The organism is Capillimicrobium parvum (assembly GCF_021172045.1).
GTDB classification, from domain to species: domain Bacteria; phylum Actinomycetota; class Thermoleophilia; order Solirubrobacterales; family Solirubrobacteraceae; genus Capillimicrobium; species Capillimicrobium parvum.
Map to the genome: position 1 here is coordinate 4,334,507 of NZ_CP087164.1, position 26,525 is coordinate 4,361,031.

Below are 26,525 nucleotides of genomic sequence, written 5' to 3' on the forward strand. Positions count from 1 at the left end.
CTCTCCCTACCCTCTGTGAAGAGCCATGGTCCCGCTGCTCCTGCTCCTGATCTTCATCGTCATCCCGCTCGCGGAGCTGTACGTGATCATCCAGGTCGGGCAGGCGATCGGCGTGTGGCCGACGATCGCGATCCTGCTCGCCGACGCGGTGATCGGCTCGATCCTGCTGCGCGCGCAGAGCCGGGTCGCGTGGCGGCGCTTCACGGCTGCGGTCTCCGAGGGGCGCGTGCCGACGAAGGAGGTGCTCGACGGGGTGCTCGTCATCTTCGGCGGGGCCTTCCTGATCACGCCGGGCTTCATCACGGACGTCTTCGGCATCCTCTTCCTGCTGCCGCCGACACGCGCACTCGCCCGGCGGCTGATGCTGCGCAACGTCGCGGCCCGGATGGCGGCGTCGGCCACGAACTGGGGCGCCGGCCGTGTCGCCGGCCGCCGGATGCCGACCCCGTACGACGTCGAGGGCACGGCGAGCGAGCGCGAGCCGGAGCGGCTGCCGTGACGATCGACGCCGGGCTGGAGACGCCGCGCCCGCCGGCCGGACGCGGGTTCTCGGATGCGATCACGTTCGCGTTCGGCGACGAGGCCGCGGACGTGTACGGGCTCGCGCGGGTCGGACTGGCCGACGGCGCCGGCAGCGGGCTCGGCGTGCTGTTCGCGGGGCGCTCGACCGCGGCCGCGCGGGCAGAGGGCGGCGTCGCGGTCTCCGGCGACGGCTGGGAGGGGGTGGCGGCCGGCGGCGTGACGACGGCGACCGCCGAGCCGCTGCAGCGCTGGACGGTCGCGTTCGACGCGGACGCCGACGGGGCGTTCGCGCTCGAGTTCACCGCGCTCGGGTTGCCCGCAGAGATCGAGGGCGGAGGGATGACGGGCTACGAGCAGTTGTGCCGCGTGTCGGGGACAGCGCGGGTCGCGGGCCGCTCGGTGGCGATCGACTGCCTCGGCCAGCGCGGGCACTCGTGGGGCTCGCCGGATTGGGACCGGATGTCGATGGCGCGGACGGTCGGCGCCTGGCTGGATCCGGCGCTCGCCGTGGTCATCAGCGCGATCCGGCCCTCGAAGGCGTCCGACCACGCGCACGACGACGTGCGGGCCGTCGTGCTCGAGGGCTCGCCGCCCGCGCCGGTGGCGGTGGGCGAGCCGCGGCTGTCGACCGCCTTCGACGCCGACGGCCACCAGCGGCGGGCCGGCTGGGAGCTGTGGCCCGACGACGAGGAGGGCTACGCGCGCCGCGGCGCCGGCGAGGTGCTGTGCGGCACGTCCCTCGACCTCGGCCGGCTACGGCTGGACTGCGCGTTCTTCCGGTTCCGGATGGACGGGCGTGAGGGCGTCGGCCGCTACGACGTCCTGCGGCGCACTTGAGCATCGAGGCGGTCGTCACCGACTGGGGCGGCGTGCTGACGTCGCCGATGACCGCGTCGTTCGTGGCGTTCGCCGAGGACAGCGGGTTCCCGCTCGAGGCTCTGGGCGAGGCGATCGCGGCGCGGACGGAGCGTGAGGGCGTCAATCCCGTCCACCGGCTCGAGGTGGCGGCGATCACCGAGCAGCAGTTCCTCGACGAGCTGGCCGACGACCTCGCGGCGCTCGGGCATGCGGTGCGGCTCGGCGGGTTCGCCGCGGGCTACTTCGACCGCCTGAGCGCGAACGCGGCGATGATCGCGGCGCTCGAGGACTGGAAGGCGCGCGGCTTTCGCCTGGCGCTCTGCACGAACAACGTGGCCGAGTGGGAGCCGCACTGGCGGGCGATGCTCCCGGTCGACGAGCTGTTCGAGGTCGTCGTCGACTCCGCCTTCGTCGGCGCCCGCAAGCCGGATCCGCGGATCTACGAGATCGTCGTGGAGCGGCTGGGGCTCGACGCCTCGGCGTGCGTGTTCGTCGACGACCGGGCCGACAACTGCGAGGGCGCGCGCGCCGCGGGCATGCACGCCGTGCACTTCGTCGACACGGCCGCCGCGATCGCGGAGATCGAGGCGGCGCTGAAGCGCTAGCCCGCGGGCCGCCCGGTGCACCCGGGCCGCGCCGCTGCGCCCCGTCGTCGACCTCCGTCCCGCCCGCCGGCCCACCAAGCGCGCCCACCGAGCCCGCGCCCCACCGAAGGACGTTTGGTCGTCTGTTCCCGCTGAGCGGATCCAGATGACCAGACGTCGCCGTGACGCCATGGGTACTTGACACTTCGACCTGTTGCGATATATCGTTACTGCATCGTGATACTCAACAGAGGAGCAGTTTCATGCACGCAATGCATACGCGTTGTGAAGATCCGCGAGTCATCGGATGGCTCGCGATGAGCGGCCGCGGAGGGCCGGGCCGCCACGGACACGGACACGGACGCCACGGACACGGCTCGGGCCGCGGATCCTGGAGCGGCGGGCCGCCCTTCGGCTTCGGCGGGCCGGGGCGCGGGGGCCCGATGGGCTTCCGCAAGCGGATGCGCCGCGGGGACGTCCGGGCGGCGCTGCTGGTCCTGCTCGAGGAGGAGCCGCGCAACGGCTACGGCCTCATGCAGGAGCTCGAGGCGCGCAGCCAGGGCGTCTGGCGGCCGAGCCCCGGCTCGGTCTACCCCGCGCTCGCGCAGCTCGAGGACGAGGGTCTCGTCCGCGCCGACGAGACGGAGGGGCGCAAGCTCTTCTCCCTCACCGACGCCGGCAAGGCGCACGTCGACGAGCACCGTGAGGAGCTCGGCGTGCCCTGGGAGGCCGTGAGCGAGGACGTCGGCGAGGGCGCGATCGACCTGCGCAACCTCGTCTGGCAGGTCGGCGCCGCGACCATGCAGGTCCTCCAGGCGGGCACGGAGGCGCAGGTCGACAAGGCCCGCGAGGTCCTCGCCGAGGCGCGCCGGTCGCTGTACCGGATCCTCGCCGACGACGTGCCGGCCGGCGACGAACCCGCCGGCGAAGCGCCGGCCGGCGACGACCGGACGGGCGACGAGCCCGCCGGCTACGACGCGCCGAACGCCGGCTGATCGGGAGTCCCGGGCCGGCGCGACATCAGTCCGCCGGCCCGGTCCAGTCCGGCCCGCCCCAGCGCGCGCTCAGCGAGCGCGCGTCAGTTGTCGCAGCCGAGCCGGTCCCACATGTAGAGCTCCAGGCACTCGCCGGCGAGCTCCATCGCGCGCTCGCGGCTGAGGCTGGGCAGGACCGTCTCGAGGGCCTGCTCCTCGGCGACGCCGGCGTCGAACGCCTCCTCGCCGCGGAACCCCGCGGCGATCTTCAGGGCCTCCCGGCGGTTCTCGCCGAGGCTGCCGAAGACGTTGACCAGGAACTCGCGGTTCGGGATCGGATGCCCGACCTCCAGCGACGCATGCCACGCGGCCAGCATCGAGAGGTCGTGATCGTCAAGGTCGGCGACCGCCTGCACGTAGTGGCGCTCGAGCTCGCGCTCCGGGATCTCGTCGACCCACGCCCGGACGACCTCGCCGACCAGCTGTCGACGCGCCTCGCGCCCGATGGACTCGGCGACGACACGGATGGCGTCCTGCGGTTCGATGAAGCAGAGGGGCATGAGAGCTCCCATGGGGCCGGCTGACTGATCGCGCGTCACTGTAAGCGCCGGGGTGGACGGCAAACTTCCGCGCGGGCGGCGGTTCAGGCAGCGGGCCGAGCAGACCGTCCGATGCCGGACGCCGGACGCCGGACGGCAGCGGGCCATGCAGACCGCCGGACGCCGGACGCCGGACGCCGGACGCCGGACGCCGGCCGGCCGGGCGCCGCTCAGCCGCCGAACTCGCCGGTGCGCGAGCCGCCGGCGCCGCGCGTGCCGCCTTCGACGACCGGCGAGCCGGCGGCGCCCACCGTGGCCGGCGAGAACTCGGCGCCGCTCGTGCTCGAGCTCCCGCCCGTGCTCGTGCTGCTCATCGAGCTCGGCCGGGGCGAGGCGCCCGCGGCGCTGGACGTCGTGGTCGAGAGGGCCCGCGGCATGCCCGCCGTGCGGAACTCGGACACGCCCGCGGCGCGGCCCGCCGAGCGCGCCGCCCGGAACTCGGACACGGATGCGCGGGCGCGCGGCGCGCGGAACTCGCTCACGCCGCGGCCGCTCGTGCGCGGCGCCCGACCGCCGAACTCGTTCGCCCGAGCCGACGGTGACCGCCCGGGCCCGCCGCCCGTCCCCTGGGCGCGACCGCCCGGCGACCCGGCCGCGCCGGGCCCGGTCCGCAGCCCCACGACCGCGCCCGTCCTGGAGCGCAGCGCCACGACCCGCGCCGCCCCGCCGGCCACGCCGGCGCTGCCCTCACGCGGCCCCGGGTCGGCGGGCGCGGACGACGCGGCGACCGGCCGCGCGTCGCGCACCGAGTGGATCGTCATCGCGCCGCCCCCGGCCAGCGCCGCCGCCGACGCCGCCACGGCCGCGGCCTTGCCGCCCGTCGCCACCTCGCCGGCCATCTGCGCCTTCACCGCCCACGCGCCGAACCGCTCCTGCAGCGTCGCCGCCGCGCTCTCGGCGCCGCGCAGGAAGGAGTCGAAGCGGCCGGAGCCCAGCCCGCCACCGGCCGATGCCACCGCTCCCGCACCGGCCATTCCGGCGCCGACGAGCCCCGGCCCGGGCCCCGGCAGCACGCCCGCCATCCGCGGTCCCGCCGCATGCAGCTCGCGCAAGGTCGCCTTGCACGCCGAGCACCGCCGCAGATGCGGCCGGGCCGCCGCCATCTGCTCCGCGCTCGCCTCGCCGTCGATCAGCGCCGACAGCACCGGCGACCACCGCCGGCACTCGTCGCCGGCCTCGATGCCGGCGTAGCGCTCGAGGAACGCCCGCCGCCCCTCGGTGATGCACCGGTTCACCTTCGTGTACGTCCACGACTGGCGCTCGGCGATCTCCGCGTACGACAGCCCCTGCGCCTTCAGCCAGAGTGCCGTGACCTCCTGCGGCTTGAGCCGCTGCAGCGCCTCCGCCGACCGCGACAGCCGGTCGAAGCGCATGAGCCGCTCGTCCACGTCCGGCTGCGCCTCGGCCGGGCGCCCGTCCAGATCGACTTCGTCCGCGGCCACGAGCTGCTGGCGCGAGCGCCGCACCGCCTGCGCCTCGTGCTTGACGACCACGTGCAGCCACCGGTCGACCGTCGCGGGCTCCAGCGACGACGCCCGGCGCAGGAAGATCTCGAGCGCCCGCTGGTAGGCGTCATGGGCGTCGTCGGCACAGAGCGAGTGGCGCCGCGCGGTCCGCAGCAGCGCGCCCGCGTGCTCGCGGATCGTCCGCACGACCAGGTCGTGAGAGGAGTCCATGACCGCCACGAGGACCAGGCTGGCAACGTCTCGCCCCACCCGGCGCACCGACTGGACGGACGTCCGAGCCCTGGGCTCCGCCGTGCGGCGGCCACGTGATCCGCTCGCCACGCATGCGGGCCGGCCCGCGGCCGTCACACGGTCTCGTCAGCCGTGATGTGGCCCGCGCCGCGTCGTCATCCGCATGGGGTGATGCGTGAGCCGCCGCGGCGCGGTGGGGTGCGGGCGACGTGAGCGTGACGTGGGCTGTCCTTTCCGTCGGCGCGGCCACGGCGGTCGCCGTGGCCGCGATGCTGTTCGTGCGCGGTCGCGCTCCGAAGGGCGGCTACTTCGCGGACGGGGATCGGGCGGCCGGGTTCTTCGGCGTGCTCGCCACCGGCTTCTCGGTGCTGCTGGGCCTGATCGTGTTCTTGGCGTTCACCAGCTACGACCAGGCGCGCGCGGGTGCCGAGACCGAGGCGGCGCTGGTCGCCCAGCAGTTCGAGACCGCGCAGTTCATGCCGCCGGCGGTGCGCAGGCAGCTCGGCGACGAGCTCGTCTGCTACGGCCGCTATGTCGTCCATCAGGCGTGGCCGAGGATGTCGGACGGGAGCTTCGGCGATTCGCTCAACCCCTGGGCCGTCGCCATGTTCCGGACGCTGAAGCGGACCAACCCCGAGACGAACGCCGAGCAGAGCGCCTACGACGCCTGGGTCGACCGGACGGCCGACCGCGAGATCGCGCGCCGCGACCGCGTCCACGGCGCGGTCGGCGTCATACCGGACCCGCTGTGGGCGGTCCTGTTCTTCATCACCGGCGTGATCTTCGTCTTCGCGCTGTTCTTCGCCGACTCGGCCGAGCGGCGCCGTTCGCAGGCCATACAGATCGGCTCCGCGATCGCGGTCATCGCGGCGATGCTGTGCCTGATCGGCTTCCTCGACCACCCGGTCCGAGCGGGCTGGGGCGGTCTGGAGCCGGTGGCGATGCAACGCACCCTGCGGATCCTCGACGAGGAGCGCCGGATCGTCGGCCAGACCGGCCCGCTGCCGTGCATCGCGACCGGACTGCCGGCATGACGCGGAACGTCCACCGGCTCGCGTGTCGCTTCCCGCCGGCGCCGAGCCCGGGGATCAGGGCCGCGGCCGGTCAGGCGGCCGACCAGGCGTGCCGTGGATCACCACGGACCTGGTGCTCATCGCGCTCGCGGCGATGGTGTCGCCGACGACGCTGTCGCCCTGTGTGTTCGCGCTCGTCGTCGGCGACCGGCCGCGACGCACCGGGGCATGGTTCTACGCGGGAGCGCTGAGCGCGACGCTGGCCGTGGGCGTGGTCGCCGCCTTCGTGATCGGCGACGTGGCGGCCTCGTCGGAGCCCGCCGCGCCCAGGACCCGGGTCGCGATCGTCGGCGCGGGCGTGATGGTGGTCGTGGCGCGGGACGCCTCGCGACGGACGCTCGAGTCCGTCCGCGGCCGGCTGGAGCGCCACGCACGCACAGTCGCCGCGATCATCGTCCTTCTGCTCGCCGCGGCGCTGCTGCGCAACGGCATCGCCGGCCTGATCGGCTGACGGCGGTCAGCCGATCAGCTGCCGCTCGGACGCCCGCCGATGCCGCCGTCCGCCCTCGCGTCCGCGAGGAACATCAGCGTCGCCTTGACGCGGCGGCTCACGTCCTCGTCGGTGACGAGGTTCAGCTTCATGAAGATCGAGTTGATGTGCTTCTCGACCGCTCGCTTCGTCAGCACCAGCGAGTCGGCGATCGCCGCGTTGCTCTTGCCCTCGGCGAGGTCGGCGAGCACCTCGCGCTCGCGCGCGGTCAGGGCGGCGAGCGGCGAACGCTCGTTGCTGATCCGCGCCGCGATCAGCGGCTCGATGATCATCGGGTCGACCATCGACCCCCCGACCGCGACCGCGTGGATGGCGGACACGAGCTGCGCGCGGTCGTGGACGCGCTCCTTGAGCAGATAGGAGCGCCCGGGCACGCCCGAGTCCAACAGGGCGACGGCGTAGGCCGGATCGGCGTAGTTGCTGAGCACGACGACCCCGATCGTCAGTCCGCGTTCGGCCAGCGATACGGCCGCGCGGATGCCCTCGTCGGTGTGCGTCGGCGGCATCCGGATGTCGGTGACCACGACGTCCGGCTGATGCTGCTCGACCGCCTCGATCAGGGAATCGAAGTCGGCGCACAGACCGACGACCTCGATCTCCGGTTCGCCCGCGAGCAGGCCCGCGATGCCCTCCCGGACAATGAGGCTGTCCTCCGCGAGGACGACGCTGATCGCCATGCCTCGAAACCCTATTGCGGGGCCCTAGTGGTGTCGCCCACGATCCCGCACGGCGGTGACGGGACACAGGCCACACCCGGGTCCGGGTGCCCGCACCCTGGCTGCCACCGGACTCGCCACGTAGCGTCGCCGGCATGGCCGCCTCGACCGCCGAGCATCGCGCGTCCCACGACGAGATCCTCGACGGCTTCGTCGCGCGCCCGCGCCTCGTGCGGACGTTCGACGAGACGCGGGGCACGGTGATCGGCACCGTCGTCGCGCCGTCGGGTTACGGCAAGACCACGTTCCTGCGGCAATGGGCGCACGACGACCCCCGTCCGGTCGCCTGGCTCACCCTGCGTCGCGAGCACACCGCTCGCCCCCGCCTGCTCGACGCCATCGCCGGCCACCTGGCGGCGGTCCAACAGCCGGACCGCTCCGACCCGCGAGTGGCGCTGGTCCTCGACGATGCCCACGTGCTTCCCAGCGACTCGGCCGAGCTCCTGCTCCTCGTCGCCGAGCATCTCCCGGCCGGTTCGCTGCTCGTCATCGCGTCCACATGCGAACCACCGCTGCCCATGGGGCGCCTACGGCTGGAACGGCGTCTGCGCGAAGTCCGGGCCTGCGATCTCGCGATGACACGGTCGGAGGCCCGGGAGCTTCTGCACCGGGAGGGCATCCGGCTCGACCCCGACCAGCTCACGAAGGCCATGCACGCCACAGAAGGCTGGCCGGCGGGGTTGGTGCTCACCGCGCTCGCCGTGCGAGCGTGCGGCGGTGCATCCGCCGCGCTCGAGAGCTTCGGCGGAGACGATCGCGTCGTCGCCGACTACCTCAACGACGTGTTCCTCGACGCGCTGCCGGCTGACCGCCTGCAGCTGCTCGTCCGCACGTCGGTCCTCGACCAGCTCACCGGTCCACTGTGTGACGCGGTCGCCAACCAGCATGGCTCGGGCGCCGCCCTGCGCGAGATGTCGCGCGCGAACATCCTGGTCAGCTCGCTGGACCGTTGCGAACGCACGTTCCGCGTCCACCCGCTCCTACGGGGCCTGCTGCGCAGCGAACTGCGCCGCGCGGGCCAGGACGTCGAGGCGCGTGCGCACGCACGCGCGGCCACCTGGTTCGAGGGCCATGGCGACCCCGACAGCGCCATCGATCAGGCGGCGGCCGCGGGTGACGTCGATCGCGCCGGCCGGTTGCTGTGGGCCAGCGCCCCCTTCCATGCGGTCCACGGCCGCAACGCGTACCTCGAACGCGCGCTGCGCCGCTTCACGCCGGCACAGATCGCCGGGGACCCGGCGCTCGCGCTGTGCACGGCGACGAGTCGCCTCGGGACCGGCGATCGCGACTACGTCGAACACTGGACCGACGTGGCCGAACATGGGATTCGCGACGCCTCGCCCGCATGCCGAGCGAGGTTTGCCGCAGGCGTCGCCGTACTGCGCGCGAGCGTCGCCCGCCGAGGCCTCGCGCAGATGAGTGCCGACGCGCAACGCGCGCACCGGCTGGACGTCGAGGATGGCGCGTGGCGCGCGCAGGCCTGCTTCCTGGACGGCGCGGCGCTGCACCTGACCGGCGATGCGCCCGCCGCTCGTGAGCGGCTCACCGAAGGCGTTCGGCTCGGGGCGCTCGACGCGCCCGTCGTGGAGGTGCAGTGCCGCGCCCAGCTGGCACTGATCGACTTCGCCGACGAGCAGTGGAGCGACGCTGAGGAGCACGCCGAGCGCGCCCGCTCGACCCTCGAGCAGTCCGGCCTGGACGAGCAGCCCGTCGGTGCGCTCGCCTACGCCGTCTCGGCATTCGCCCGCGCGCACAACGGCGAGATCGAGCAGGCGTCGTGCGATGTGGACGCCGCGGGCCGCCTGCTCGAGCGGCTCACGGGCGCCGCACCCTGGTTCGAGGCGGAGATCCGGATCGCTCTCGCGCGCACCCAGCTGCGGCTGAGCGATTCGGCGGCGGCTCGCGGGCTGCTCACGAGCGCCGGGCGTCTGCTGCGCCACTGTCCTGACGCGACGGTCCTCCGCGCCGCGATCGACGATGCCTGGGCGCGCGCCGACACCTTCGCGGCTGCCGCGGTGGTCGGCGTCTGCGCCCTGACGACCGCGGAGTTGCGCGTGCTGCGCATGCTGCCGAGCCACCTGTCGCTGGGAGAGATCGCCGCCCGTCTGCACGTCTCGCTGAACACGGTCAAGACGCAGGCCCACGCCGTCTACCGCAAGCTCGACGCGTCGTCGCGCTCGGAAGCGGTGACCTGCGCGCGGACGGTCGGGCTCATCGACGGCTGATCGCGGCGATCCGACATCACCCGGATTGGGCGATGCCCGGGCCGCCTCCTGTCCGTACAAGTGGCGGTGGATGTTCGCCGCCGCCATCAGGCCGGCCAGGCCGATCCGCGTCGCGGTCGCGGACGACTGCATCCTCATCCGCCACGCCCTCGCGGAGATCCTCGGCGCGGCCGACGAGGTCGAGCTGGTCGCCGTGTGCGCCGACGCGGACGAGCTGCGCGCGGCCGTCGCCGCCCACGCCCCGGACGTCGTCATCACCGACATCCGCATGCCCCCGACCATGACCGACGACGGCATTCGCGTCGCCGACGAGCTGCGCCGGACCCGTCCGGAGATCGGCGTCATCGTGCTGAGCGCCTACTGCGAGCCCTGGTATGCCGTCGCGCTGCTGCGCCACGGATCCGACCGGCGGGCGTACCTCCTCAAGGGGCGCCTGGCCAGCGTCCCGCAGCTCCTGGCCACGATCACGGCGGTCGCGAGCGGTGGGTCGCTCGTCGACGCCGAGCTCACGCGAGTGCTCGGACTCGGCGATCAAGTGACCTGATTGCAGGCTTCTTCGCCGTATCGACGTTCAGGCGATCCAACGCAGTCCGCGCTGCGGGGCCGGGCGGTCGCGGTGCTGCTCGAGTCGTCGGGGATGTCGCCCACGACGTCCCACGCCTCCTCGTCGTCGAACACCCTGGATGCCGCGCACGCCTCGCGGCCCGCATCATCCGAGCCGGGTGACGGCAGGTCAGCGAGCTCGCGGCATCACGCCGACGGCGCGCGCTCGTCCCGGTCGAAGACGACGATGCCGTGCAGGATGTAGATGCACAGGGCGAAGATGGCCAGCGACCACCACGGATATCCGCTGCCCACCGACAGCAGCGCCCCGATCGCGCCGAGACCGGCTCCGACGATGCCGACGATCCGACCGAATGCGTTGCCGGACATCAGCGACAAGCCGCCGACGAGCTGGATCACGCCGAGGACGATGAGGACCCAGCCCAGGGTGTTGAGGTTGGTGAGGATGTACCTGTGGTCCCCGGTGAAGATGTTCGCGTCGTCCAGCGCGCCGATGCCGTAGATGATGTTGAGCGTGCCCACGATCAGCAACAGCGTTGCTGCGAAGACGACGCGACCAGCTCCTCGCATGTCGAAGCTCCTTCTGTCGTGCTTGCCCGGGCGCAAGTCTCCGCCGCCGCGAGCCGCGGTTCATCACCCCGATTGGATGACCGGGCGGTCGTCCGGCGCGTCAGCGGCGCAACGTCATGCCGACCGCGGTCCACGCGCTGCCGGGCTTGTCACAGCGGCTGAGCGTCGGCCCGGATGGCTCGATCTCGGAGCTCGTCGGTGCGCTCGCGATCGGTCCCGTCACGCGGCACGGGCCGGCTCGCCGACCGCGGCCCCGAGGCGCGCCAGCAGGTGATCGCCCACGCGTAGCGCGTTCGCCATGGCGGTGAGCGCCGGGTTCACGGCGCCGATGCTCGGGAAGAAGCTCGTGTCCACCACGTAGAGGTTGTCCAACTCGTGCGCCCGGCAGTCGCGGTCGAGGACCGAGCTGTCCGGGTCCGTCCCGAACCGCGCCGTACCCGCCTGATGGGCGCAGCCGGCAACCGGGATGTCGTTCTTGAGGTACGCGTGGCGCGGCAGCAGATGCCCATCGTGCATGCCGAGGCGGCCGAGCATCGACTTCAGCCGCCGGTACAGCTGCTGCTTCGCCTCGCCGTTGTTCGCCGTGTAGGTCAGTCGGATGGCCCCGTCGTCGCGCACCGTGACCCGATTGTCGGGTCGCGGGAGGTCCTCGGTGGACAGCCAGAAGTCGACGGCGTGCCGGGCGACGTCCTCGAGCGACCACTTCGGCGCGAGCAGGGTCTCGACCGGCTTCTCGCCCCGGAACATCGGCGCCTGCGACTTGCCGACCATCTGGATGTTGCCCATCGGGTAGGGGAAGTCGTCGGTGCCGAAGTAGAAGTCGTTGACGCCCAGCGTCTTCTGGAACACCGTCGGGTTCTCCTCGCGCGACAGCGCGAGCACCGCCGTGCTGGCGTGGAACATGTAGTTGCGACCGAGCTGGTCGGACCCGTTGCCCAGGCCCGCCGGATGGCGGTCGTTCGCGGAGGCGAGCAGGAGCTTTGCGGTGTTGGCGGCGCCGCAGGAGACGACGACGATGTCGGCCGTGAACGTCTCGACGCCCTCCTGGCCCGCCACGACGACCCCCGTCACGACACGGCCGCTCGCGTCGGTCTCGAGCCGCAGCGCCTGCGCTCCGGTGAGCAACGTCACCGTCTCATGTTCGAGCGCAGGGCGGACGCTCATGAGCTCCGCGTCGGACTTGGCGTGGACGAGGCAGGGAAATCCGTCGCAGTCCGGACACCGTACGCACGCGCTGAACGCCCGGCGGCGTTCGTCGAGCCGGACGCCGCAGGGCGCGTGGAACGGATGCAGGCCCTCTGCGGCCAGGTCGTCGGCCAGCTGCTGGATGCGCGGCTCGTGGGAGACCGGCGCAAACGGGTAGTCGGCGCTGGCCGGCGGCTCCGTGGGATCCTCGCCGCGCGCGCCATGGACCTCATAGAGCTGCTCGGCCTGCGTGTAGTACGGCTCGAGCTCGTCGTAGCCGATCGGCCACGCCGGCGACAGCCCGTCGTGATGGCGCAGCTCGGCGAAGTCCTGCTCACGCAACCGGTACAGCGCCGCGCCGTAGAGCTTCGTGGCGCCGCCGACGAAGTAGTGGACCTGCGGTTGGAACGGCTTGCCGCGATCGTCGTACCACGTGTCGGCCGAGACGTAGCGGTTGTCGACGAACACGTCCTGGGCGAGCCAGTTCTGCGGCTCGCGCGGCAGCCAGTCCCCTCGTTCGAGCAGCAGGATCCGCTTGCCCGACGGCGCCAGACGACGGACCAGGGTCCCGCCGCCGGCGCCGCTGCCGACGACGATGACGTCGTAGTGCGCGTTCACGTGATCTCCGCCAGCCGGTCGGCGAGGATGATCCGCGCGGCGGCCTCGATCAGCGCCAGGTGGGAGAACGCCTGCGGGAAGTTGCCGAGGTGCCGGCCGGTGTCGGCGTCGAACTCCTCCGCGTAGAGACCGAGCGGCGAGGCGATGCGCAGGAGCCGCTCCATCAGGTCCCGGGCGCGCTGCCGCTCGCCGATGATGCTCAGCGCGGACACCAGCCAGAAGGAGCAGATCACGAACGTGCCCTCCTTGCCGGACATGCCGTCGTCGGTCTCGCCGGTGCGGTAGCGCAGGACGAACCCGGCGTCGGTCAGCTCCTCGGCGATCGCCAGCACGGTCGCGCGCATGCGCTCGTCGTCGCCCGGCAGGAACCCGAACAGCGCGGCCAGGAGCGTGGACGCATCGAGGGCGTCCGTGTCGTAGTGCTGACGCAGCACCCCGCGCGAGTCGACGCCGTGCTCGAGGATGTCGGCCTTGATCTCGTCGGCGATCCCCGCCCAGTCGGCCGCGCGCTCGTCGTCGCCGCGCATCCGGCCCAGCTTCGCGGCGCGATCCATAGCCACCCAGCACATGAGCTTGGAGGAGACGTAGTTCTGTGGCGCGCCCCGCGCCTCCCAGATGCCCTGGTCGGGCTCGCGCCAGACCTTGCGCGCGCACTCGGCCTGGGACTCGACGATCGGCCACAGGCGCCGCGGCAGGCGTTGACTTCGCCTCGTGTGCAGCAGGATCGAGTCCAGCGCCGCCCCGTAGACGTCGTTCTGACGCTGGTCGAACGCGCCGTTGCCGACCCGAACGGGACGCGCGCCCGCGTACCCCGTGAGGTCGTCGCGGGTGCTCTCGGTCAGATCGCGGCGGCCGTCGATCCCGTACATGATCTGCAGCGACCCGTCCTCGTTGCGGTCGAGGTCGCCGATGAACTGCATGTACTCGTCGGCCTCCCAGTCGAGGTTCATCCAGTGCAGCGCCTGCAGGGTGAAGGTCGAGTCGCGGATCCACGTGTAGCGGTAGTCCCAGTTGCGCTGTCCGCCCGGGGTCTCCGGCAGCGACGTGGTCAGGGCGGCGACCGTGGCTCCGGTGGGCATGAACGTCAGGCCCTTGATGGCCAGGGCCGAGCGCCGGATCGGCCCGCGGAACTCGTGGTCGGGCATGCGGGCCCGGCTGAGCCAGGAGCGCCAGAACCGCGTGGTCGCGTCGAGCTGCGCGTTCGCCGCGGCGACGTCCTCCGGTCCCTCGAGGTCCTGGGCCCAGGAGAGCGCGCAGAAGAGCTCCTCGCCGCCTTCGAGCACGTGGCGGGCGCGCACCGTGTTGGCCTCGACGCCCAGGGCCATGTCGCTGCGCAGGCGGAGCGTCTGGCCGGCGCCCGTGACGTCGGCGGTGTGCCGGTCGGTTCCAACCAGCGACCACTCGCCCGGCGTCCGGCCGTAGTCCAGGACCGGTTCGCACACGAGCTCGATCTCCACGCTGCCCTCGATGCACTGCACGGTGCGCACGAGCACGTGCTCGGCATCGTCGTCGGTCGGCGGGCGCGTGTGCGGCGTCACCGTGTCCTCGACACGGCGCGGCCCCATCGTGAGGGCGTCGCGCACGACGATCCACCCCCCGGGCGCCTGCCAGGTCGTCAACAGGGTGTTCGTCCCGGGCTCGTAGTGGCGGGCGGCCGGGAAGTTCAGCCCGAACGGGCCCAGCCGGAAGAAGCCGCCCCCGCGGTCGAGGAGCGTGCCGAAGACGCTCGGCGCATCGAAGCGCGGGACGCAGAGCCAGCCGATCGAGCCGTCGGGCGCCACGAGCGCTCCCGTGTGGCAGTTCGACAGGAACGCGTACTCCGCGATGGGCGTGAACGGCGACGGCGCCGCGGCGCTCTGGGCCACCGACTCGGCCTTCATCTCGGTCATCAGGACGCCTCCGTCCAAGGCTCGTGCCAGCGCCCGTGGCCGGCGATCAGGTGGTCGGCCGCCTCCGGGCCCCACGTCCCCGGCGCGTACCCGTGGATGGCCGGCGGCGAGTCGAGCAGCGGCTGCATCACCCGCCACGTCTCCTCCACCGCGTCCTGCCGCGTGAAGCGCGTGCTGTCGCCGCGCATCGCCGCCGACAGCAGGACCTCGTACGGCGTGGCCCCCTCGCCGCCCTGGTCGGCGAACTCCATGTCGAGGTTGATCTGCTGGGCGCTCACCTCGCCGCTGTGCTGCGCCTCCATGAGCAGCCGGATGCCCGTCGTCGGATCGAGCCGGACGATGAGCTGATCGGGCTCGGGCCTTCGTCGGCCCTCGGCGTGGAAGCCCATCATGGGCGGCCGGCGGAAGACCAGGCGCAACTCGGTCTGGGTCGTCGGCAGCAGCTTGCCCGTGCGGACGAAGAACGGTACGCCGGACCAGCGCCAGTTCTCGATGTCCAGGCGCAGCGCGGCGTAGGTCTCGGTCCGCGACCCGGGCGCGACGCCCTCGATCTCCTGATAGCCCACGTGCTGCCCGCGCACGTAGTGGCGCGGGTCCGCCGGCGGCATCGCGCGGAAGACGGCGTGCAGCGTGTCCTTCAGGGTGGCGGCGTCGCGGCCCGCGGGCGCCTCCATCGCCGCGGCTGCCACGACCTGCATGAGGTGGTTGACCACGACGTCGCGCAGCGCACCCACCGGGTCGTAGAAGTGGCCGCGATCGGCGACCCCGAAGTCCTCGGCCATCGTGATCTGCACCGACGAGACGTAGTTGCGGTTCCAGACCGGCTCGAGGATCGCGTTGGCGAACCGCAGGTACAGGATCTCGACGAGCCCCATCTTGCCCAGGAAGTGGTCGATGCGCAGCAGCTGGGACTCGTCGAGGTACTGGTGGATCTCCTCGTTGAGCGCCATGGCGGAGGACAGGTTGTGGCCGAACGGCTTCTCGACGACCACGCGCGCACCGGCGGTGAGACCTGCCCGGTGCAGGCCCTCGATCACGCGGCCGAAGAGGAACGGGGGGATCTCCAGGTAGAAGACCGGGCAGCGCGCACCCGAGATCGCGGCGCGGACGCTCTCGAACGTGGCAGCGTCGGTGAAGTCGCCGGCGACGTACGACAGCCGCGCCGCGAAGCGGGCGAAGACCTCGTCGTCGATCTGCTCGCCGGTGGCGGCGATGCACTCGCGCGCGTGCTCACGCAGTTCCTCGACCGTCCACTCCTGTGCGGCGACTCCGACGATCGGGCAGTCGAGCAGTCCGCGCGCGTCCAGCCGGTACAGCGAGCGGAACGTCATCACCCGGGCGAGGTCGCCGGTGATGCCGAACACCACGAAGACGTCGGCAGGCGCGGACGACTCGCTCGCCTGGCGGCGGCGGGGGGCGCGCCCCGTGGCGGTGGTCATCCGGCCCCCGTCCCGACGACGATGCGATGGATCTGCGCGGACATGAGACCTCCACGGCTTGCGGGCATGTGACGGCGCGATGATCCCGAGGCGACGCCACCGACGCATCGTCCGAATCGGGTGATGGCCGCGCCGGGGCGATGCCGCATCATGGCGCCCGAGTGCACGATCCGGCCTGAAGGCATCGGAGGAGTGAGAGCTGTGCGATCGGCAACGACCTGGCCCGTGCGGAGCGTGCTCGCCGGCGCGGCAGGCACCGCGGCGATGACGCTCGCCTACGGGCTCGAGCGGCGCCTACGTCCCCTGGTCCAGGGCGCGCTGGACTACGACGACGGGCTCGTGCCCGGGCAGATCGTCGCGGCGATCATGCACCTGCGGCACGTCACGAACCGCACCGACCGCGAGCTCGGCCTCGCGCTTCGCTGGGGCTACGGCTCGGCGTTCGGACTCTGGCACGGGGTCCTCGTGCGCCGGGTCGGGGAGCCACGAGCGAGCGCGGCCTTCGGAGCGACGCTCATGACGGCCACGCTGACGTTGTTCCCGCTGCTCGGACGCACGCCGCCACCCTGGCGCTGGCCGGCGGCGATGCTCGCGACGAGCTTCGGAACTCATGCGGTGTATGTCGCCGCCGTGGCCGCCGCCGACCGCCTGCAGGCCGCGGCGACGTCGGTCGACCAGCGATGAGAAGGCGCGGTTGACACGGACAGGGCGGCGTGCGGCTCAGTCGACCCGCACGGAGATCCGCCCGGACCGCTGGTGCGTGACTGCCGCGCCGGCCCAGTCGACGATCGCCTTCGCGCGGTCCTGGTTGGTCGGCAACAGCGCCAGGTGCACCGTGATCCACGCGAACTGCGCCTTCTTGCCGGTCATCGTGCGACCGCCCAGCATCTGGACGCACGCGGCGCCGCGCCCGATCGCGGCCATGGTCCCCTTGTCGCGGTAGGCGAACGGCTTGGTCCTCCTGCCGGCGATCATGCGGCTGATCGTGTCGCCGGCATGCTCGCCCGACTGCAGCGCGACCGATCCGAGCTGGGGCAGCACCTGCTGCGTCTTGGCGTCGGCGATGGCGGCGATGTCGCCGAGCACGAACACCTCGGGATGGCCGGGCAGCGTCAGGTCGGATCCGACGGCGATGCGATTGCCGCGCTCGGGCGCGAGCCCGATCGAGCGCCCGACCGGGCTGCCCTGCAGCCCGGCGCCCCAGATGAGCGTGTGGGCGTTGAGGACCGCGCCCGAGCCGAGCGTGACCCGAGTCGGCGAGACCGAGGCGACGCGCTCGCCGGCCAGGACGTCGACGTCACGGTCCGTGAGCGCTTTCGTGGCGTAGTGGCGCAGCTTCGGCTCGAACATGGAGAAGAGCTCGGGCCCGGCCTCGACCAGGGTCACGCGCGCCTGCTCCTGCGGGATGTCCGGGTAGTCCTTCGCGAACTCGCTGCGGTAGAGCTCGGTCATCGCTCCCGCCGTCTCGACGCCGGTCGGCCCTCCGCCGACGACCACGATGTTCAGCCCCCCGTCCTCCAGGAGGGCGGGGTCGCGGTCGGCGGCCTCCCAGCGCTCGACCAGGTGGTCCTTCAGGCGAACCGCGTGCGGGAGCGTGTACATCGGGAACGCGTGGTCGGCCGCGCCCTCGGTCCCGAAGAAGTCGACCTCGGCGCCGAGCGCGAGCACCAGGTAGTCGTAGGCGATCGGCGCCAGGTCGTCGAAGCGCACCTCGCGCGCGTCGACGTCGACGCCCGTCACGGTCGCCTGGTGAACGGTCGTGTTGTCCTGGTGGCCGACCAGGTCGCGCAGTGAGTGGCCCACGGCCGTCGTCTCCAGCAGCCCGCTGGCCAGCTGGTAGAGCAGCGGCTGGAACGTGTGGTAGTCGTGGCGATCGATCAGGATCACCTCGGCGTGCGCGTCCGCGAGCTTCTGCGCTGCGCCGACGCCGGCGAAGCCGCCGCCGAGGATGAGGACGCGCGGCCGCGCGGATGGCGAGCTCTCCGATGACGCCATGATCGCGAGCGTACGCCTGCGCTCGGGCGCCCGCCTCACCCCGATGGGATGATGCGCCGTCTCCGCGAGGCCGCATAGCGTCGCTCCCGATGCTGATGGACTCCGTGCCGGTCTTCGCGTCGCAGCTGGGGGCAGCACGCAGCCAGATGGCCTTCACGCTGGGCTTCCACATCATCCTGGCGTCGATCGGCGTGGCGTTCCCGGCGATGATGCTGATCGCCAACTACCGCGGGCTCAAGCACGACGATCACGACGCGCTGCTGCTGGCGCGCCGCTGGTCGAAGGTCGTCGCCGTGACGTTCGCGGTCGGCGCGGTCACGGGCACCGTGCTCTCGTTCGAGTTCGGGCTGCTCTGGCCCGCCTTCACGGGGCGCTTCGGCAAGGTCTTCGGCGTCCTGTTCGCCGTCGAGGGGATCTTCTTCTTCCTCGAGGCGATCTTCATCGCGATCTACATCTTCGGCTGGAAGCGGCTGTCGCCGTGGGCGCACTTCTGGTCGGGCGTCCCCGTCGTGATCTGCGGGCTCGGCGGCGCGTTCTCGGTCGTGGCGGTCAACTCGTGGATGAACCAGCCGCAGGGCTTCTCGCCGACGAGCGGGACGGTCACGAGCGTCGACCCGTTCGACGTGATCTTCAACCCCGCGGTGCCCTACGAGGTGCCGCACATGATCCTGGCGGCCTACCTCGTCACCGGGTTCATCGTGGCGTCCATCTACGCCGTCGGGATGCTGCGGGGCCGCCGCGACCGGATCCACCGGCTGGGACTGCTCATCCCGCTGACCGTGGCGTGCATCGCCACGCCCATCCAGTTCCTCGTCGGCGACACCGCGGCTCGGGCGATCGCCGAGGACCAGCCCATCAAGTTCGCTGGGATGGAGTGCGTCCAGACCACCTCGACCGACGTCACCGAGTACATCTACGGCCGCTGCACCTCGGATGGCGTGAAGGGCGGCATCGGGATCCCGGGCTTCGACTCGTTCCTCGTCGGCTTCAGCACGAGCACCCAGGTCACCGGCCTCGACACCGTGGCGCCCCAGGACCGGCCGCCATACAACACGATGCTGCACTGGGCGTTCGACACGATGGTCGGGATCTGCACCGTCCTGATCGCCCTGGGGGCCTGGTTCGCCTTCGTCTGGTGGCGGAGGCGCGACATCCCCCGGACCCGCTGGTTCCTGCGGGCCGTGGCGGTATCCGGCGTGCTGGGGGTCGTCGCCCTGGAGTCCGGCTGGATCGTCACCGAGGTCGGGCGCCAGCCGTGGATCGTGTACAACGTCATGCGCACGGAGGACGCCGTCACCGACGCGAGCGGCGTCCCGATCATGTTCGCGGTCGTGGTGGCGCTGTACGCCGTGCTCGCGGCGGTGCTGATCGGCACGCTGCGCGCGATGTCGCGGCGCTGGCGCAGCGAAGGCGACGACGAGACCGACGTTCCGTACGGACCGTCCGGCCCGGCCCCCGAGCCGGCTCCGACGGGGATGGCGTCGTGACGACGGCCGACGCGGTCGCCGGCGTCCTGTGGGTGGGCGTCACGGCGTACGCGGTGTTCGGCGGCGCCGACTTCGGCGCGGGGTTCTGGAGCCTCGTCGCCGGACGATCGAAGCCGGGCGAGCGCGCGCGGGAGCTCTGCGACTGGGCGATCGGGCCGGTGTGGGAGGCCAACCACGTCTGGCTGATCTTCGTGCTCGTCGTGCTGTGGACGGGGTTCTCGGCGGCCTTCGAGGCGATCTTCTCCACCCTCTTCATCCCGCTCAGCCTGGCCGCCGTCGGCATCGTGCTGCGCGGCTCGGGCTTCGCGTTCCACAAGACCGCGCGCCGTGTGGTCGGTCGCCGGGTGTCGCAGCAGGCGTTCGGGATCTCGTCGCTGCTGACCCCGTTCTTCCTGGGCACCGTCGTCGGGGCGATCGCGTCCGGCCGCGTCCCCGTCGGCAACGCGGAAGGCGACCCGGTGACCAGCTGGCTGAACGCGGTCTCGTTCCTGATCGGCGCGCTCTTCGTGGCGACGTCCGCGTACATCGCCGCGGTGTTCCTCGTCCACGATGCTCGGCGGGCGGGCACGCCGGACCTCGCTCACTACTTCCGCAAACGAGCCCTCGGCGCCGCCCTGGCCGCGGGCGCGCTTGCCGTCGCCGGGATCATCGCGCTGCGCTCCGACGGCCGATACGTCTACGACGGGCTGACCGGCGACGCGCTGCCGCTCGTCATCGTGTCAGCGCTGGCCGGCACCGCGGTCCTGCTCCTGCTCTGGCGCGACGCCCCGCGCGGGAGCCGCCCGCTCGCGATCGTGGCGGTCGTCGCCGTCGTCTGGGGGTGGGGCATCGCGCAGCATCCGTACCTGCTGCCGACGGACCTCACGATCGGCGACGCCGCGGCTCCCGAAGCCACGCTCACGGCGGTCCTGATCGTGTTCGGCGTCGCCCTGGTGGTCGTGATCCCGGCGATCGCCCTGCTCTACACGCTGGCGCAGCGCGACCTCATAGAGGAGTCCCCGGCACCGACGACGACCACGGGGGGATGATGGCGGCCGGCGAGGGCGCGCACGAGCCGGCGCCGGGGATCACGCCGGCGACGTGGGTGCCGCGGCCGGGGGCGCTGTCGATCGTGAGCGTCCCGCCCATGGCCGCGACGCGATCGGCAAGGTTGGTCAGACCCGCTCCGCCGTTGACCGTCGCCGGATCGAAGCCGACGCCGTCGTCGGCGACGGCGAACGTGACGTCGCCGCCACGCTCGGCGAGCCGGATCGTCACGGCCGCGTCGGGCCCCGCATGCTTCGCGGCGTTCTGCAGGCACTCGGTGCAGCAGAAGTAGACGGACGTCTCCAGCGCCTCCGAGTAGCGGCCGAGCCCGTCGTCGCGGACGGTGACCCGCATCGCGGAGCGCAATGCGACCGCCTCGAGCGCCGGACCGAGCCCCGACTGCCCGAGAACATGCGGGTAGACGCCCTGGGCGAATCCGCGCAGCTCGCCGATGACCTGGTCGACCTCGCCGCCGAGCTGCTCGATCATCGCCCGGTCCCGCGAGCCATCGAGCTGCTCGGCGACCTGTCCCAGGCGGATGCGCAGCGCCACCAGGCGCTGCTGTGCACTGTCATGCAGGTCACGCTCGATCCGGCGTCGCTCCTCGTTGCCCGCCTCGACGATGCGGACCCGTGATGCCTGCAGCTCCCCTTCGAGCGCTTCGTGCTCGACGGCGAGCAGCGTCGCGGCTGCCGCGGCCCGCACCAGCTCGGGGTCCTCCATGAGCGTCTCGTCGACCACCATCGCCGCCACGGGCGGCCCGTCGCGACCGACGGGCACCCACGCGCGTTGTCCTCCGCGCGGCGGCGGCGCCACCTCATCCCCCGCGGCATCGCGGAAGCGGCCGGTCGCCGGATCGTGGAATCCGAGCTCGAAGCGGTCGTCGTCGAGCACGTCCGCGATGGTGTCCCGCCACCCGCCGGGCGTCGGCCGTGCCGCCAGGTTGCCGAGCAGCGTGCCGAGGACACGGGACGCGAAGAGCTCGGCCCGCAGCAGCGCGACCAGGAACCCGAGCGGCAGGAGGATGCGCGTGGCGACGATCCCCCAGGCCAGCGCATCGAGCGTCCCGAGGTCGTCGACCTTCAGGATCCAGGCGGCGAAGTTGAAGACGAAGTACGCCGGCAGGAACATGAGCGACGTCACCGCGACCGAGATCAGAGCCCGCCGCTGCGGGCGCGACGCCGACAGCAGGCGCGCCAGGTAGACGAAGAACACGGCGGCGGCCAGCGCGAGCGCCACATACGTCTCGGCGTCCCCGGCGACGCGCGCGACGGTCGGATCGGAGCCGATCTGCAGGACGTTGTCCGGGCAGTTCGGCGCGCACCGGGTCAGCGGCCCACCGCCCGCGATGACGGGCGAGAAGAACGCCCACGCACAGAAGAGCGCGAGCCCACCGATCCCCATCACGGTCAAGAGCCAGCGCGCGGCGCGCGGCTCGACGGAACCCATCGGGAAGGCCAGGAACAGATAGATCGTGAACAGCCAGATCGGCGCCTCCACGAGCACGCCCACGTCGAACAGGATCGGTGTCCCGGACGCCTGCCACGAGGTGACCCACACGAGGACCCCGAAGGCGATGAGGAGCAGACCGAAGCGGCTCGCCGGCCGCCGGATCCACCAGACCAGGCCGATCGCCATCGGCGCAGCGACGAGATAGCTCCAGTAGAGGCCGGCGGCGACCGGCCGCTGGAGATGGTCGCCGGTCAACGCGAGGATGAGCGTCACCGCGACCATGGGGAGGATGGCGCACGCAACCGCGATCTGCGCGGTCGTGCGCGAGACCGAGAGCCCGAGCACCGATCCGAGCCGGAGGTCGTCGCCGCGCAGGATCGGGCCGACCGCCTGCCGGGCCATCGTCGACTGAACTCTCATCCTCGCATCACCGCATCGTCCGTTCCGCCGATCCGGGGGCGCTCCTCGCAGGGCGAGCCTAACCGGAGCCGCGGAGACGGCGTGTGAACGGCTGGTGACCGTCAGTACCCGACGTTGGTCCTGATCTTCGCCCGTTCGGACTCGTGCGCGCCGCCCTTGCGCTCGAGCGTCTCGCACGCCGCGGCGATGTCCTGCGCGAGGGTGTTGACCAGGGCGTGGCTCAGGTTGAGCTTCACGAGCGCGCGGAGCATCTTCACGTGGTCGGCCTTCGGCGGCATCGTGTAGGCGGGCAGCATCCAGCCTCGTTCGGCGGACACCTGCCACGCGATGTCGAACTCGTCGAAGGATCGCGGTTCCGCGAGGCGGAAGGCGACGAGCGGCAGCTTCTCCTCGTCGGCCCCGACCTCGATGAACTGCCCGGTCTCGGCGAGCCGCGCGGCAAGCAGTCTCGTGTTCTCCTGCATGATCTGCATGACGTGCCGATAGCCCGCGCGACCGAACCGGATGAGGTTGAAGTACTGCGCGAGGACCATCGCCGAGCCGGTCGAGAAGTTCAGCGTGAACGTGGCGTCCGTCTTGCCGAGATAGTTCTCGTAGAAGACGAGATCCTCGGCCAGGTCGGCCCGCTCGCGGAAGATCAGCCAACCGATGCCGGGGTAGACGAGCCCGAACTTGTGCCCGGAGACGTTGATCGAGCGCACCTGCCCGAGCCGGAAGTCCCACTCCGAGTCGGGATACAGGAACGGCCACACGAAGCCGCCGCTCGCGGCATCGACATGCAGCGGGACGTCCAGGCCCTTGTCGTGCTTGAGCGTGACGAGGAGGTCGTTGATCCCCCGGATGTCGTCAGCGTGCCCGGTGAACGTCGTCCCGAGGACGGCGGCCACCCCGATCGTGTTCTCGTCGACGTGCGGCTCGACGTCGGCCGGGCCGATCGTGTACTTCTCGGGATGCAGCGGGACGATGCGCGGCTCGACGTCGAAGTACCGGCAGAACTTCTCCCAGACGACGTGGACGTCGCCGCCGAACACCAGGTTCGGCCGGTCGACGGACTTGCCCGCCGCCTCGCGCCGCTTGCGCCAGTTCCACTTCAGCGACAGCGCCCCGAGCATGATCGCCTCCGACGAGCCCTGGGTGCGCGCGCCCGTCGTCTCGCCGGGCGCGTTGAAGAGCTTCGCGAGCATCCTGATGCACCGCTGCTCGATCTCCGCCGTCTGCGGGTATTCGGCGTGGTCGATGAAGTTCCGGTGGAGGTTGCCGGCGATGATCTGCTGCGCCTCGGGCGGCATCCACGTCGTGACGAAGGTGGCGAGGTTGCGCTCCGGGATGCCGTCGAGGATCAGCTCCTCCTCGATCAGGCGCATCGCCTCGACCGGCGGCATCGGATCGTCGGGGATCTCGTGGTCCGGGGCGTCCCGGGTGAGGAATCTGGCCCCGTCCCTCATCGCTCGATCAGCCTGGTCGCTGAGCGCCGCCATTGCCGCCTCCTCGTTCGTCGGGTCGTCCTGCCGCGGCTCCGGTGCCGCGCGATCGGCGCGCTCCACCTTCGTGTCCGGCGCGGCTGCGCGCGTCGCCCGAACCGGGTGATTGGGCGGGCGGCGCCAGAGCGTGGGGGTGGGAGGCGGAGGCCGGCGCGGCCGATCATCCCGACCGGGTGATGCGACGTCACCGCGCGCATGCCATGCTCGTCAGGCCATGAGCACCCCCGACACGCTCGAAGAGCTCTCCTCCAAGGAGCTCCACGATCTCGCCGTCAGCCGGGCCAAGCGCCACCTCGACCTGCGCTTCTTCTGGCGCCTCGCGCAGATCCTCCCTGCCGCCGAGGCCGGAGCCGGAGACATGGAGGGCGCCGAGGCCGACGTGCAGATGCTCCGGGCGCACATCGACGACATCACCGCGTCCGGGCGCGGCGAGGTCGTCGAGACGTTGCGCCCGTTCTACGTCGAGTACCTGCGCGAGCACGGCATCCACTCGGCCTGAGCCCGCAGGCAGGAGCCTCGAGGCGAGGCTACTCGACTTCGGCCAGGCTCGGCGCGTCCCGCTGCGGCGCGGCGCCGCTCTGCTGATCGCGCACCCAGCCGGACAGCAGCTCGTGCACCGCGACGGCGCCCACGATCGGCTCCTCCGGCCCGCCCAGCGCCGGCGGATGCAGGATGAACGGCCGGGTCTGCGGCCCTCCGAGCCCGCCGTGGAACGAGATGAGCTCCTCGAACGCGCACCCCTCGTCGAGGTCCGGGTCATAGAAGCTGCCGACCATGATGTCGGCCACGTGCTCGAACCCGTCGGTGCGCCGCAGGTGTCGCGCGGCGTTCGGCGGGAACGGCGCGAGCGGGTCCTCCCCGTCGACGCGATCGTCGGTCAGGCGACGGCGTCCTCGCGGGCCGTGGACCATGGCGCCGTCCGCCGCCGAGCGCACCAGCAGCCAGCCCACGTGCGGGTGCTCGCACAGGCTCGGCAGCAGGCCCGGGTGGCGCGTCTCGATCTCCTCCGCCGTCAGCCGGCGGGGCTCGTCCATGAGGTACACCAGGCCGAGGTTGCCTGAGCCGAGGACCACCACATCGCGCCCGGAGACGTCGTTCTTCGGCCGCTTGGCCTCGCGGCGGCCCGCGGCCTCCCGGCCCGCGTGTGCCAGCACCGCATGCTGCTCGTCACCCCCCTCCAGGCCGGTCACCGCGCCGCCGCTCAGCGAGCGCTCGACGAGGTCGTCGAGCCCGTAGCCGTTGCGCTGACGGAACGTCGCGCCCTGGGTCTGCCCATGGTCGGACAGGACGACCAGGTGATACGGGCGCGCGGCGTAGCGCCGCGCGCGCTCGATGCGCCCGAACTGCTCGTCGAGCTTGCGCAGCGCCTCCATGGTGTCGGCGCGCTCCAGGCCGGAGTGGTGCGCCACCTCGTCGTAGCTTGAGAACGTCGCGTAGACCGCGGGACGCCCGCGCATCATGTCGCTGAGCACCCCGAACACGATCAGGTCGCGCACGAACACGCACATCGCCGCACGCAGGACGGGATACACGCCGCCGCGGTGGCCTCGGGGACGAACGTCGCGGCGGCGCTGGCGGGCCGCGGCGGTCCACTCCAGCAGGACCTCCCAGACGAACAGGACGAGCGTGCGCGTGACGTTGAAGCCGTTGGCGAGGAACGCGCGATAGCCCGGGTTCGAGCGCTTCTCGGCATCCATCCGGCTGACCGTCAGGATCACCTCGTCCGCGTCGCCCGACAGCAGGTTCCCGCGGCTCGCGCCGCCGCCCGCCAACAGCCCGCGTCCGGTCGACCGCCGGCGCTCGATCTCCGCGCAGTCGGGCGGCGACGAGCACGACACGAGCCGGCCCGAGGCCTTCTCGACCCAGCGGAACGCCGGGATGTCGTCGTTGGATCCGAGCAGGATCCCGGCCTGGGACGCCCCGGTCTGCGACGACAGGTCGGTCTCCCACTCCACCAGCCGATAGCCCTCCTCCGCGATCCAGCGCGCCAGGTTCGGCGCGCTGCCGGACCGCAGCGCGAGCTGGAGCACCGTGATCGACAGTCCGTCGATCTCCAGGAAGATGACGCCCGGCACCGCCGTCCGGGTCGCGCCGCCGCGCCGGCGCGCGATGCGCTGGCTGACGCGCAGCGAGTACTCGTCGTCGTCGTTGGTCCCGAAGAGCACGCCGAGCACCACGGCGACCGCGGCGATGACGATCGCCGCCAGCAGCGCGTCGCCGAACGACCTGACGCTGATCCAATCGGGCAGCAGCTCGGCGGCCAGCAGCAGCAGCGCCGCGTCGAGGAACAGGACCGCCAGGAAGCCGGCGGCGACCGTGAACGGGAGGCGCAGCGCCGCCACGACGGGCGGCACGACCACGTTGAGCACCGCGACGACCACGGCCACGACCACGGCCGCCCCGGGGCGATCGAGCGCGACGCCGGGAACGAGCCCGGCGGCGACGTAGACCGACGCCGTCAGGATCGCGGAGCCCACCAGCAGGCGCCCGAGTCCGATCCGCGGCGTCACCGGTCGCCAGGTGACGGGCTCACCGTACGCGGCGCCCGGCTCGATCCCCATCGGCTGATTGTCGGCGCGGTCGCGACGGTGCGCATCGCCCGAAGCAGGTGATGGCGCGGCACGTGCTCGCTGCGACGGTCGTCGCCCGGGTCCCACACGG

General features: G+C 72.2%; 23 protein-coding genes. 12 read left to right on the forward strand and 11 right to left on the reverse strand.

What is annotated here, in order from left to right; translation table 11 throughout:
• Positions 1-25: 25 nt before the first annotated feature.
• The 4 genes from DSM104329_RS21100 (at position 26) to DSM104329_RS21115 (ending at position 2,959) form a co-directional block, all read left to right on the forward strand.
• The gene (locus DSM104329_RS21100; RefSeq protein ID WP_259311826.1) at positions 26-499 is read left to right on the forward strand and encodes an FxsA family protein; all 474 of its coding nucleotides are present in this window, start codon (positions 26-28) and stop codon (positions 497-499) included.
• Positions 496-1,359 carry a DUF7064 domain-containing protein gene (locus tag DSM104329_RS21105; RefSeq protein WP_259311827.1) on the forward strand — a complete coding sequence of 288 codons (864 nt, stop codon included), beginning with the start codon at positions 496-498 and terminating at the stop codon, positions 1,357-1,359. The genes DSM104329_RS21100 and DSM104329_RS21105 overlap by 4 nt, the downstream gene beginning before the upstream one ends.
• Positions 1,356-1,985 (forward strand): HAD family hydrolase, encoded by a 630-nt coding sequence (locus DSM104329_RS21110; protein ID WP_259311828.1) that lies wholly within the window; start codon positions 1,356-1,358, stop codon positions 1,983-1,985. The genes DSM104329_RS21105 and DSM104329_RS21110 overlap by 4 nt, the downstream gene beginning before the upstream one ends.
• A 422-nt stretch (positions 1,986-2,407) precedes the next feature.
• A complete protein-coding gene (locus tag DSM104329_RS21115) occupies positions 2,408-2,959 on the forward strand; it encodes a PadR family transcriptional regulator (RefSeq protein ID WP_259311829.1) in 552 nt (183 codons plus the stop codon).
• Positions 2,960-3,042: 83 nt separating this feature from the next.
• Here the strand turns inward: DSM104329_RS21115 and DSM104329_RS21120 are convergent, their stop codons facing one another.
• Together DSM104329_RS21120 and DSM104329_RS28900 are read right to left on the reverse strand one after the other, a co-directional pair.
• Positions 3,043-3,498 carry a hypothetical protein gene (locus DSM104329_RS21120; protein ID WP_259311830.1) on the reverse strand — a complete coding sequence of 152 codons (456 nt, stop codon included), beginning with the start codon at positions 3,496-3,498 and terminating at the stop codon, positions 3,043-3,045.
• A 209-nt stretch (positions 3,499-3,707) separates the two neighbouring features.
• The gene (locus tag DSM104329_RS28900) at positions 3,708-5,213 is read right to left on the reverse strand and encodes a zf-HC2 domain-containing protein (protein ID WP_268738860.1); all 1,506 of its coding nucleotides are present in this window, start codon (positions 5,211-5,213) and stop codon (positions 3,708-3,710) included.
• A 230-nt stretch (positions 5,214-5,443) separates the two neighbouring features.
• Here DSM104329_RS28900 and DSM104329_RS21130 point away from each other — a divergent pair, with 230 nt between their 5' ends.
• Both DSM104329_RS21130 and DSM104329_RS21135 read left to right on the forward strand, forming a co-directional pair.
• Positions 5,444-6,268 (forward strand): bestrophin-like domain, encoded by an 825-nt coding sequence (locus DSM104329_RS21130; protein ID WP_259311831.1) that lies wholly within the window; start codon positions 5,444-5,446, stop codon positions 6,266-6,268.
• Positions 6,269-6,356: 88 nt separating this feature from the next.
• Positions 6,357-6,758 (forward strand): GAP family protein, encoded by a 402-nt coding sequence (locus DSM104329_RS21135; protein WP_259311832.1) that lies wholly within the window; start codon positions 6,357-6,359, stop codon positions 6,756-6,758.
• Between the two features lie 14 nt (positions 6,759-6,772).
• Here the strand turns inward: DSM104329_RS21135 and DSM104329_RS21140 are convergent, their stop codons facing one another.
• Entirely contained in the window at positions 6,773-7,474 is a 702-nt protein-coding gene (locus tag DSM104329_RS21140; protein ID WP_259311833.1) for a response regulator transcription factor, read from the reverse strand.
• A gap of 134 nt (positions 7,475-7,608) precedes the next feature.
• On the opposite strand from DSM104329_RS21140, the gene DSM104329_RS21145 reads away from it, so the two are divergent.
• Both DSM104329_RS21145 and DSM104329_RS21150 read left to right on the forward strand, forming a co-directional pair.
• On the forward strand, positions 7,609-9,738 hold the full coding sequence (locus tag DSM104329_RS21145; protein WP_259311834.1) for a LuxR C-terminal-related transcriptional regulator: 2,130 nt from the start codon (positions 7,609-7,611) through the stop codon (positions 9,736-9,738).
• Positions 9,739-9,808: 70 nt separating this feature from the next.
• Positions 9,809-10,282, forward strand: a complete 474-nt coding sequence (locus DSM104329_RS21150) for a response regulator transcription factor (protein ID WP_259311835.1) — start codon at positions 9,809-9,811, stop codon at positions 10,280-10,282.
• 206 nt (positions 10,283-10,488) lie between these two features.
• Here the strand turns inward: DSM104329_RS21150 and DSM104329_RS21155 are convergent, their stop codons facing one another.
• The 4 genes from DSM104329_RS21155 to zwf form a co-directional block, all read right to left on the reverse strand.
• Complete coding sequence (locus DSM104329_RS21155; RefSeq protein ID WP_259311836.1) at positions 10,489-10,872, reverse strand: DUF7144 family membrane protein; 384 nt, start codon at positions 10,870-10,872, stop codon at positions 10,489-10,491.
• A gap of 219 nt (positions 10,873-11,091) precedes the next feature.
• The gene (locus DSM104329_RS21160) at positions 11,092-12,675 is read right to left on the reverse strand and encodes a GMC family oxidoreductase (protein ID WP_259311837.1); all 1,584 of its coding nucleotides are present in this window, start codon (positions 12,673-12,675) and stop codon (positions 11,092-11,094) included.
• Positions 12,672-14,564 (reverse strand): glycoside hydrolase family 15 protein, encoded by a 1,893-nt coding sequence (locus DSM104329_RS21165; protein ID WP_259311838.1) that lies wholly within the window; start codon positions 14,562-14,564, stop codon positions 12,672-12,674. Before DSM104329_RS21165 ends, DSM104329_RS21160 begins: the two co-directional genes overlap by 4 nt.
• On the reverse strand, positions 14,564-16,003 hold the full coding sequence (zwf, locus tag DSM104329_RS21170; RefSeq protein ID WP_259311839.1) for a glucose-6-phosphate dehydrogenase: 1,440 nt from the start codon (positions 16,001-16,003) through the stop codon (positions 14,564-14,566). Before zwf ends, DSM104329_RS21165 begins: the two co-directional genes overlap by 1 nt.
• Positions 16,004-16,228: 225 nt before the next feature.
• Here zwf and DSM104329_RS21175 point away from each other — a divergent pair, with 225 nt between their 5' ends.
• Positions 16,229-16,687 carry a DUF1440 domain-containing protein gene (locus tag DSM104329_RS21175; RefSeq protein WP_259311840.1) on the forward strand — a complete coding sequence of 153 codons (459 nt, stop codon included), beginning with the start codon at positions 16,229-16,231 and terminating at the stop codon, positions 16,685-16,687.
• Positions 16,688-16,723: 36 nt separating this feature from the next.
• Here DSM104329_RS21175 and DSM104329_RS21180 read toward each other — a convergent pair whose 3' ends face one another.
• Entirely contained in the window at positions 16,724-17,998 is a 1,275-nt protein-coding gene (locus tag DSM104329_RS21180; protein WP_259311841.1) for an NAD(P)/FAD-dependent oxidoreductase, read from the reverse strand.
• A gap of 89 nt (positions 17,999-18,087) precedes the next feature.
• Between DSM104329_RS21180 and DSM104329_RS21185 the strand changes: the two genes are divergently transcribed.
• Both DSM104329_RS21185 and DSM104329_RS21190 read left to right on the forward strand, forming a co-directional pair.
• Positions 18,088-19,485, forward strand: a complete 1,398-nt coding sequence (locus tag DSM104329_RS21185) for a cytochrome ubiquinol oxidase subunit I (RefSeq protein ID WP_259311842.1) — start codon at positions 18,088-18,090, stop codon at positions 19,483-19,485.
• Positions 19,482-20,513, forward strand: a complete 1,032-nt coding sequence (locus DSM104329_RS21190; protein WP_259311843.1) for a cytochrome d ubiquinol oxidase subunit II — start codon at positions 19,482-19,484, stop codon at positions 20,511-20,513. The genes DSM104329_RS21185 and DSM104329_RS21190 overlap by 4 nt, the downstream gene beginning before the upstream one ends.
• On the opposite strand, the gene DSM104329_RS21195 is transcribed toward DSM104329_RS21190, so the two are convergent.
• Both DSM104329_RS21195 and DSM104329_RS21200 read right to left on the reverse strand, forming a co-directional pair.
• Complete coding sequence (locus DSM104329_RS21195; protein WP_259311844.1) at positions 20,470-22,365, reverse strand: sensor histidine kinase; 1,896 nt, start codon at positions 22,363-22,365, stop codon at positions 20,470-20,472. The genes DSM104329_RS21190 and DSM104329_RS21195 overlap by 44 nt on opposite strands.
• A 119-nt stretch (positions 22,366-22,484) precedes the next feature.
• Positions 22,485-23,828 carry a glutamate decarboxylase gene (locus DSM104329_RS21200; protein WP_259311845.1) on the reverse strand — a complete coding sequence of 448 codons (1,344 nt, stop codon included), beginning with the start codon at positions 23,826-23,828 and terminating at the stop codon, positions 22,485-22,487.
• Between the two features lie 250 nt (positions 23,829-24,078).
• Here DSM104329_RS21200 and DSM104329_RS21205 point away from each other — a divergent pair, with 250 nt between their 5' ends.
• Positions 24,079-24,363, forward strand: a complete 285-nt coding sequence (locus DSM104329_RS21205; RefSeq protein ID WP_259311846.1) for a hypothetical protein — start codon at positions 24,079-24,081, stop codon at positions 24,361-24,363.
• Positions 24,364-24,391: 28 nt separating this feature from the next.
• Here DSM104329_RS21205 and DSM104329_RS21210 read toward each other — a convergent pair whose 3' ends face one another.
• Entirely contained in the window at positions 24,392-26,425 is a 2,034-nt protein-coding gene (locus tag DSM104329_RS21210; RefSeq protein WP_259311847.1) for a phage holin family protein, read from the reverse strand.
• Positions 26,426-26,525 lie beyond the last annotated feature (100 nt).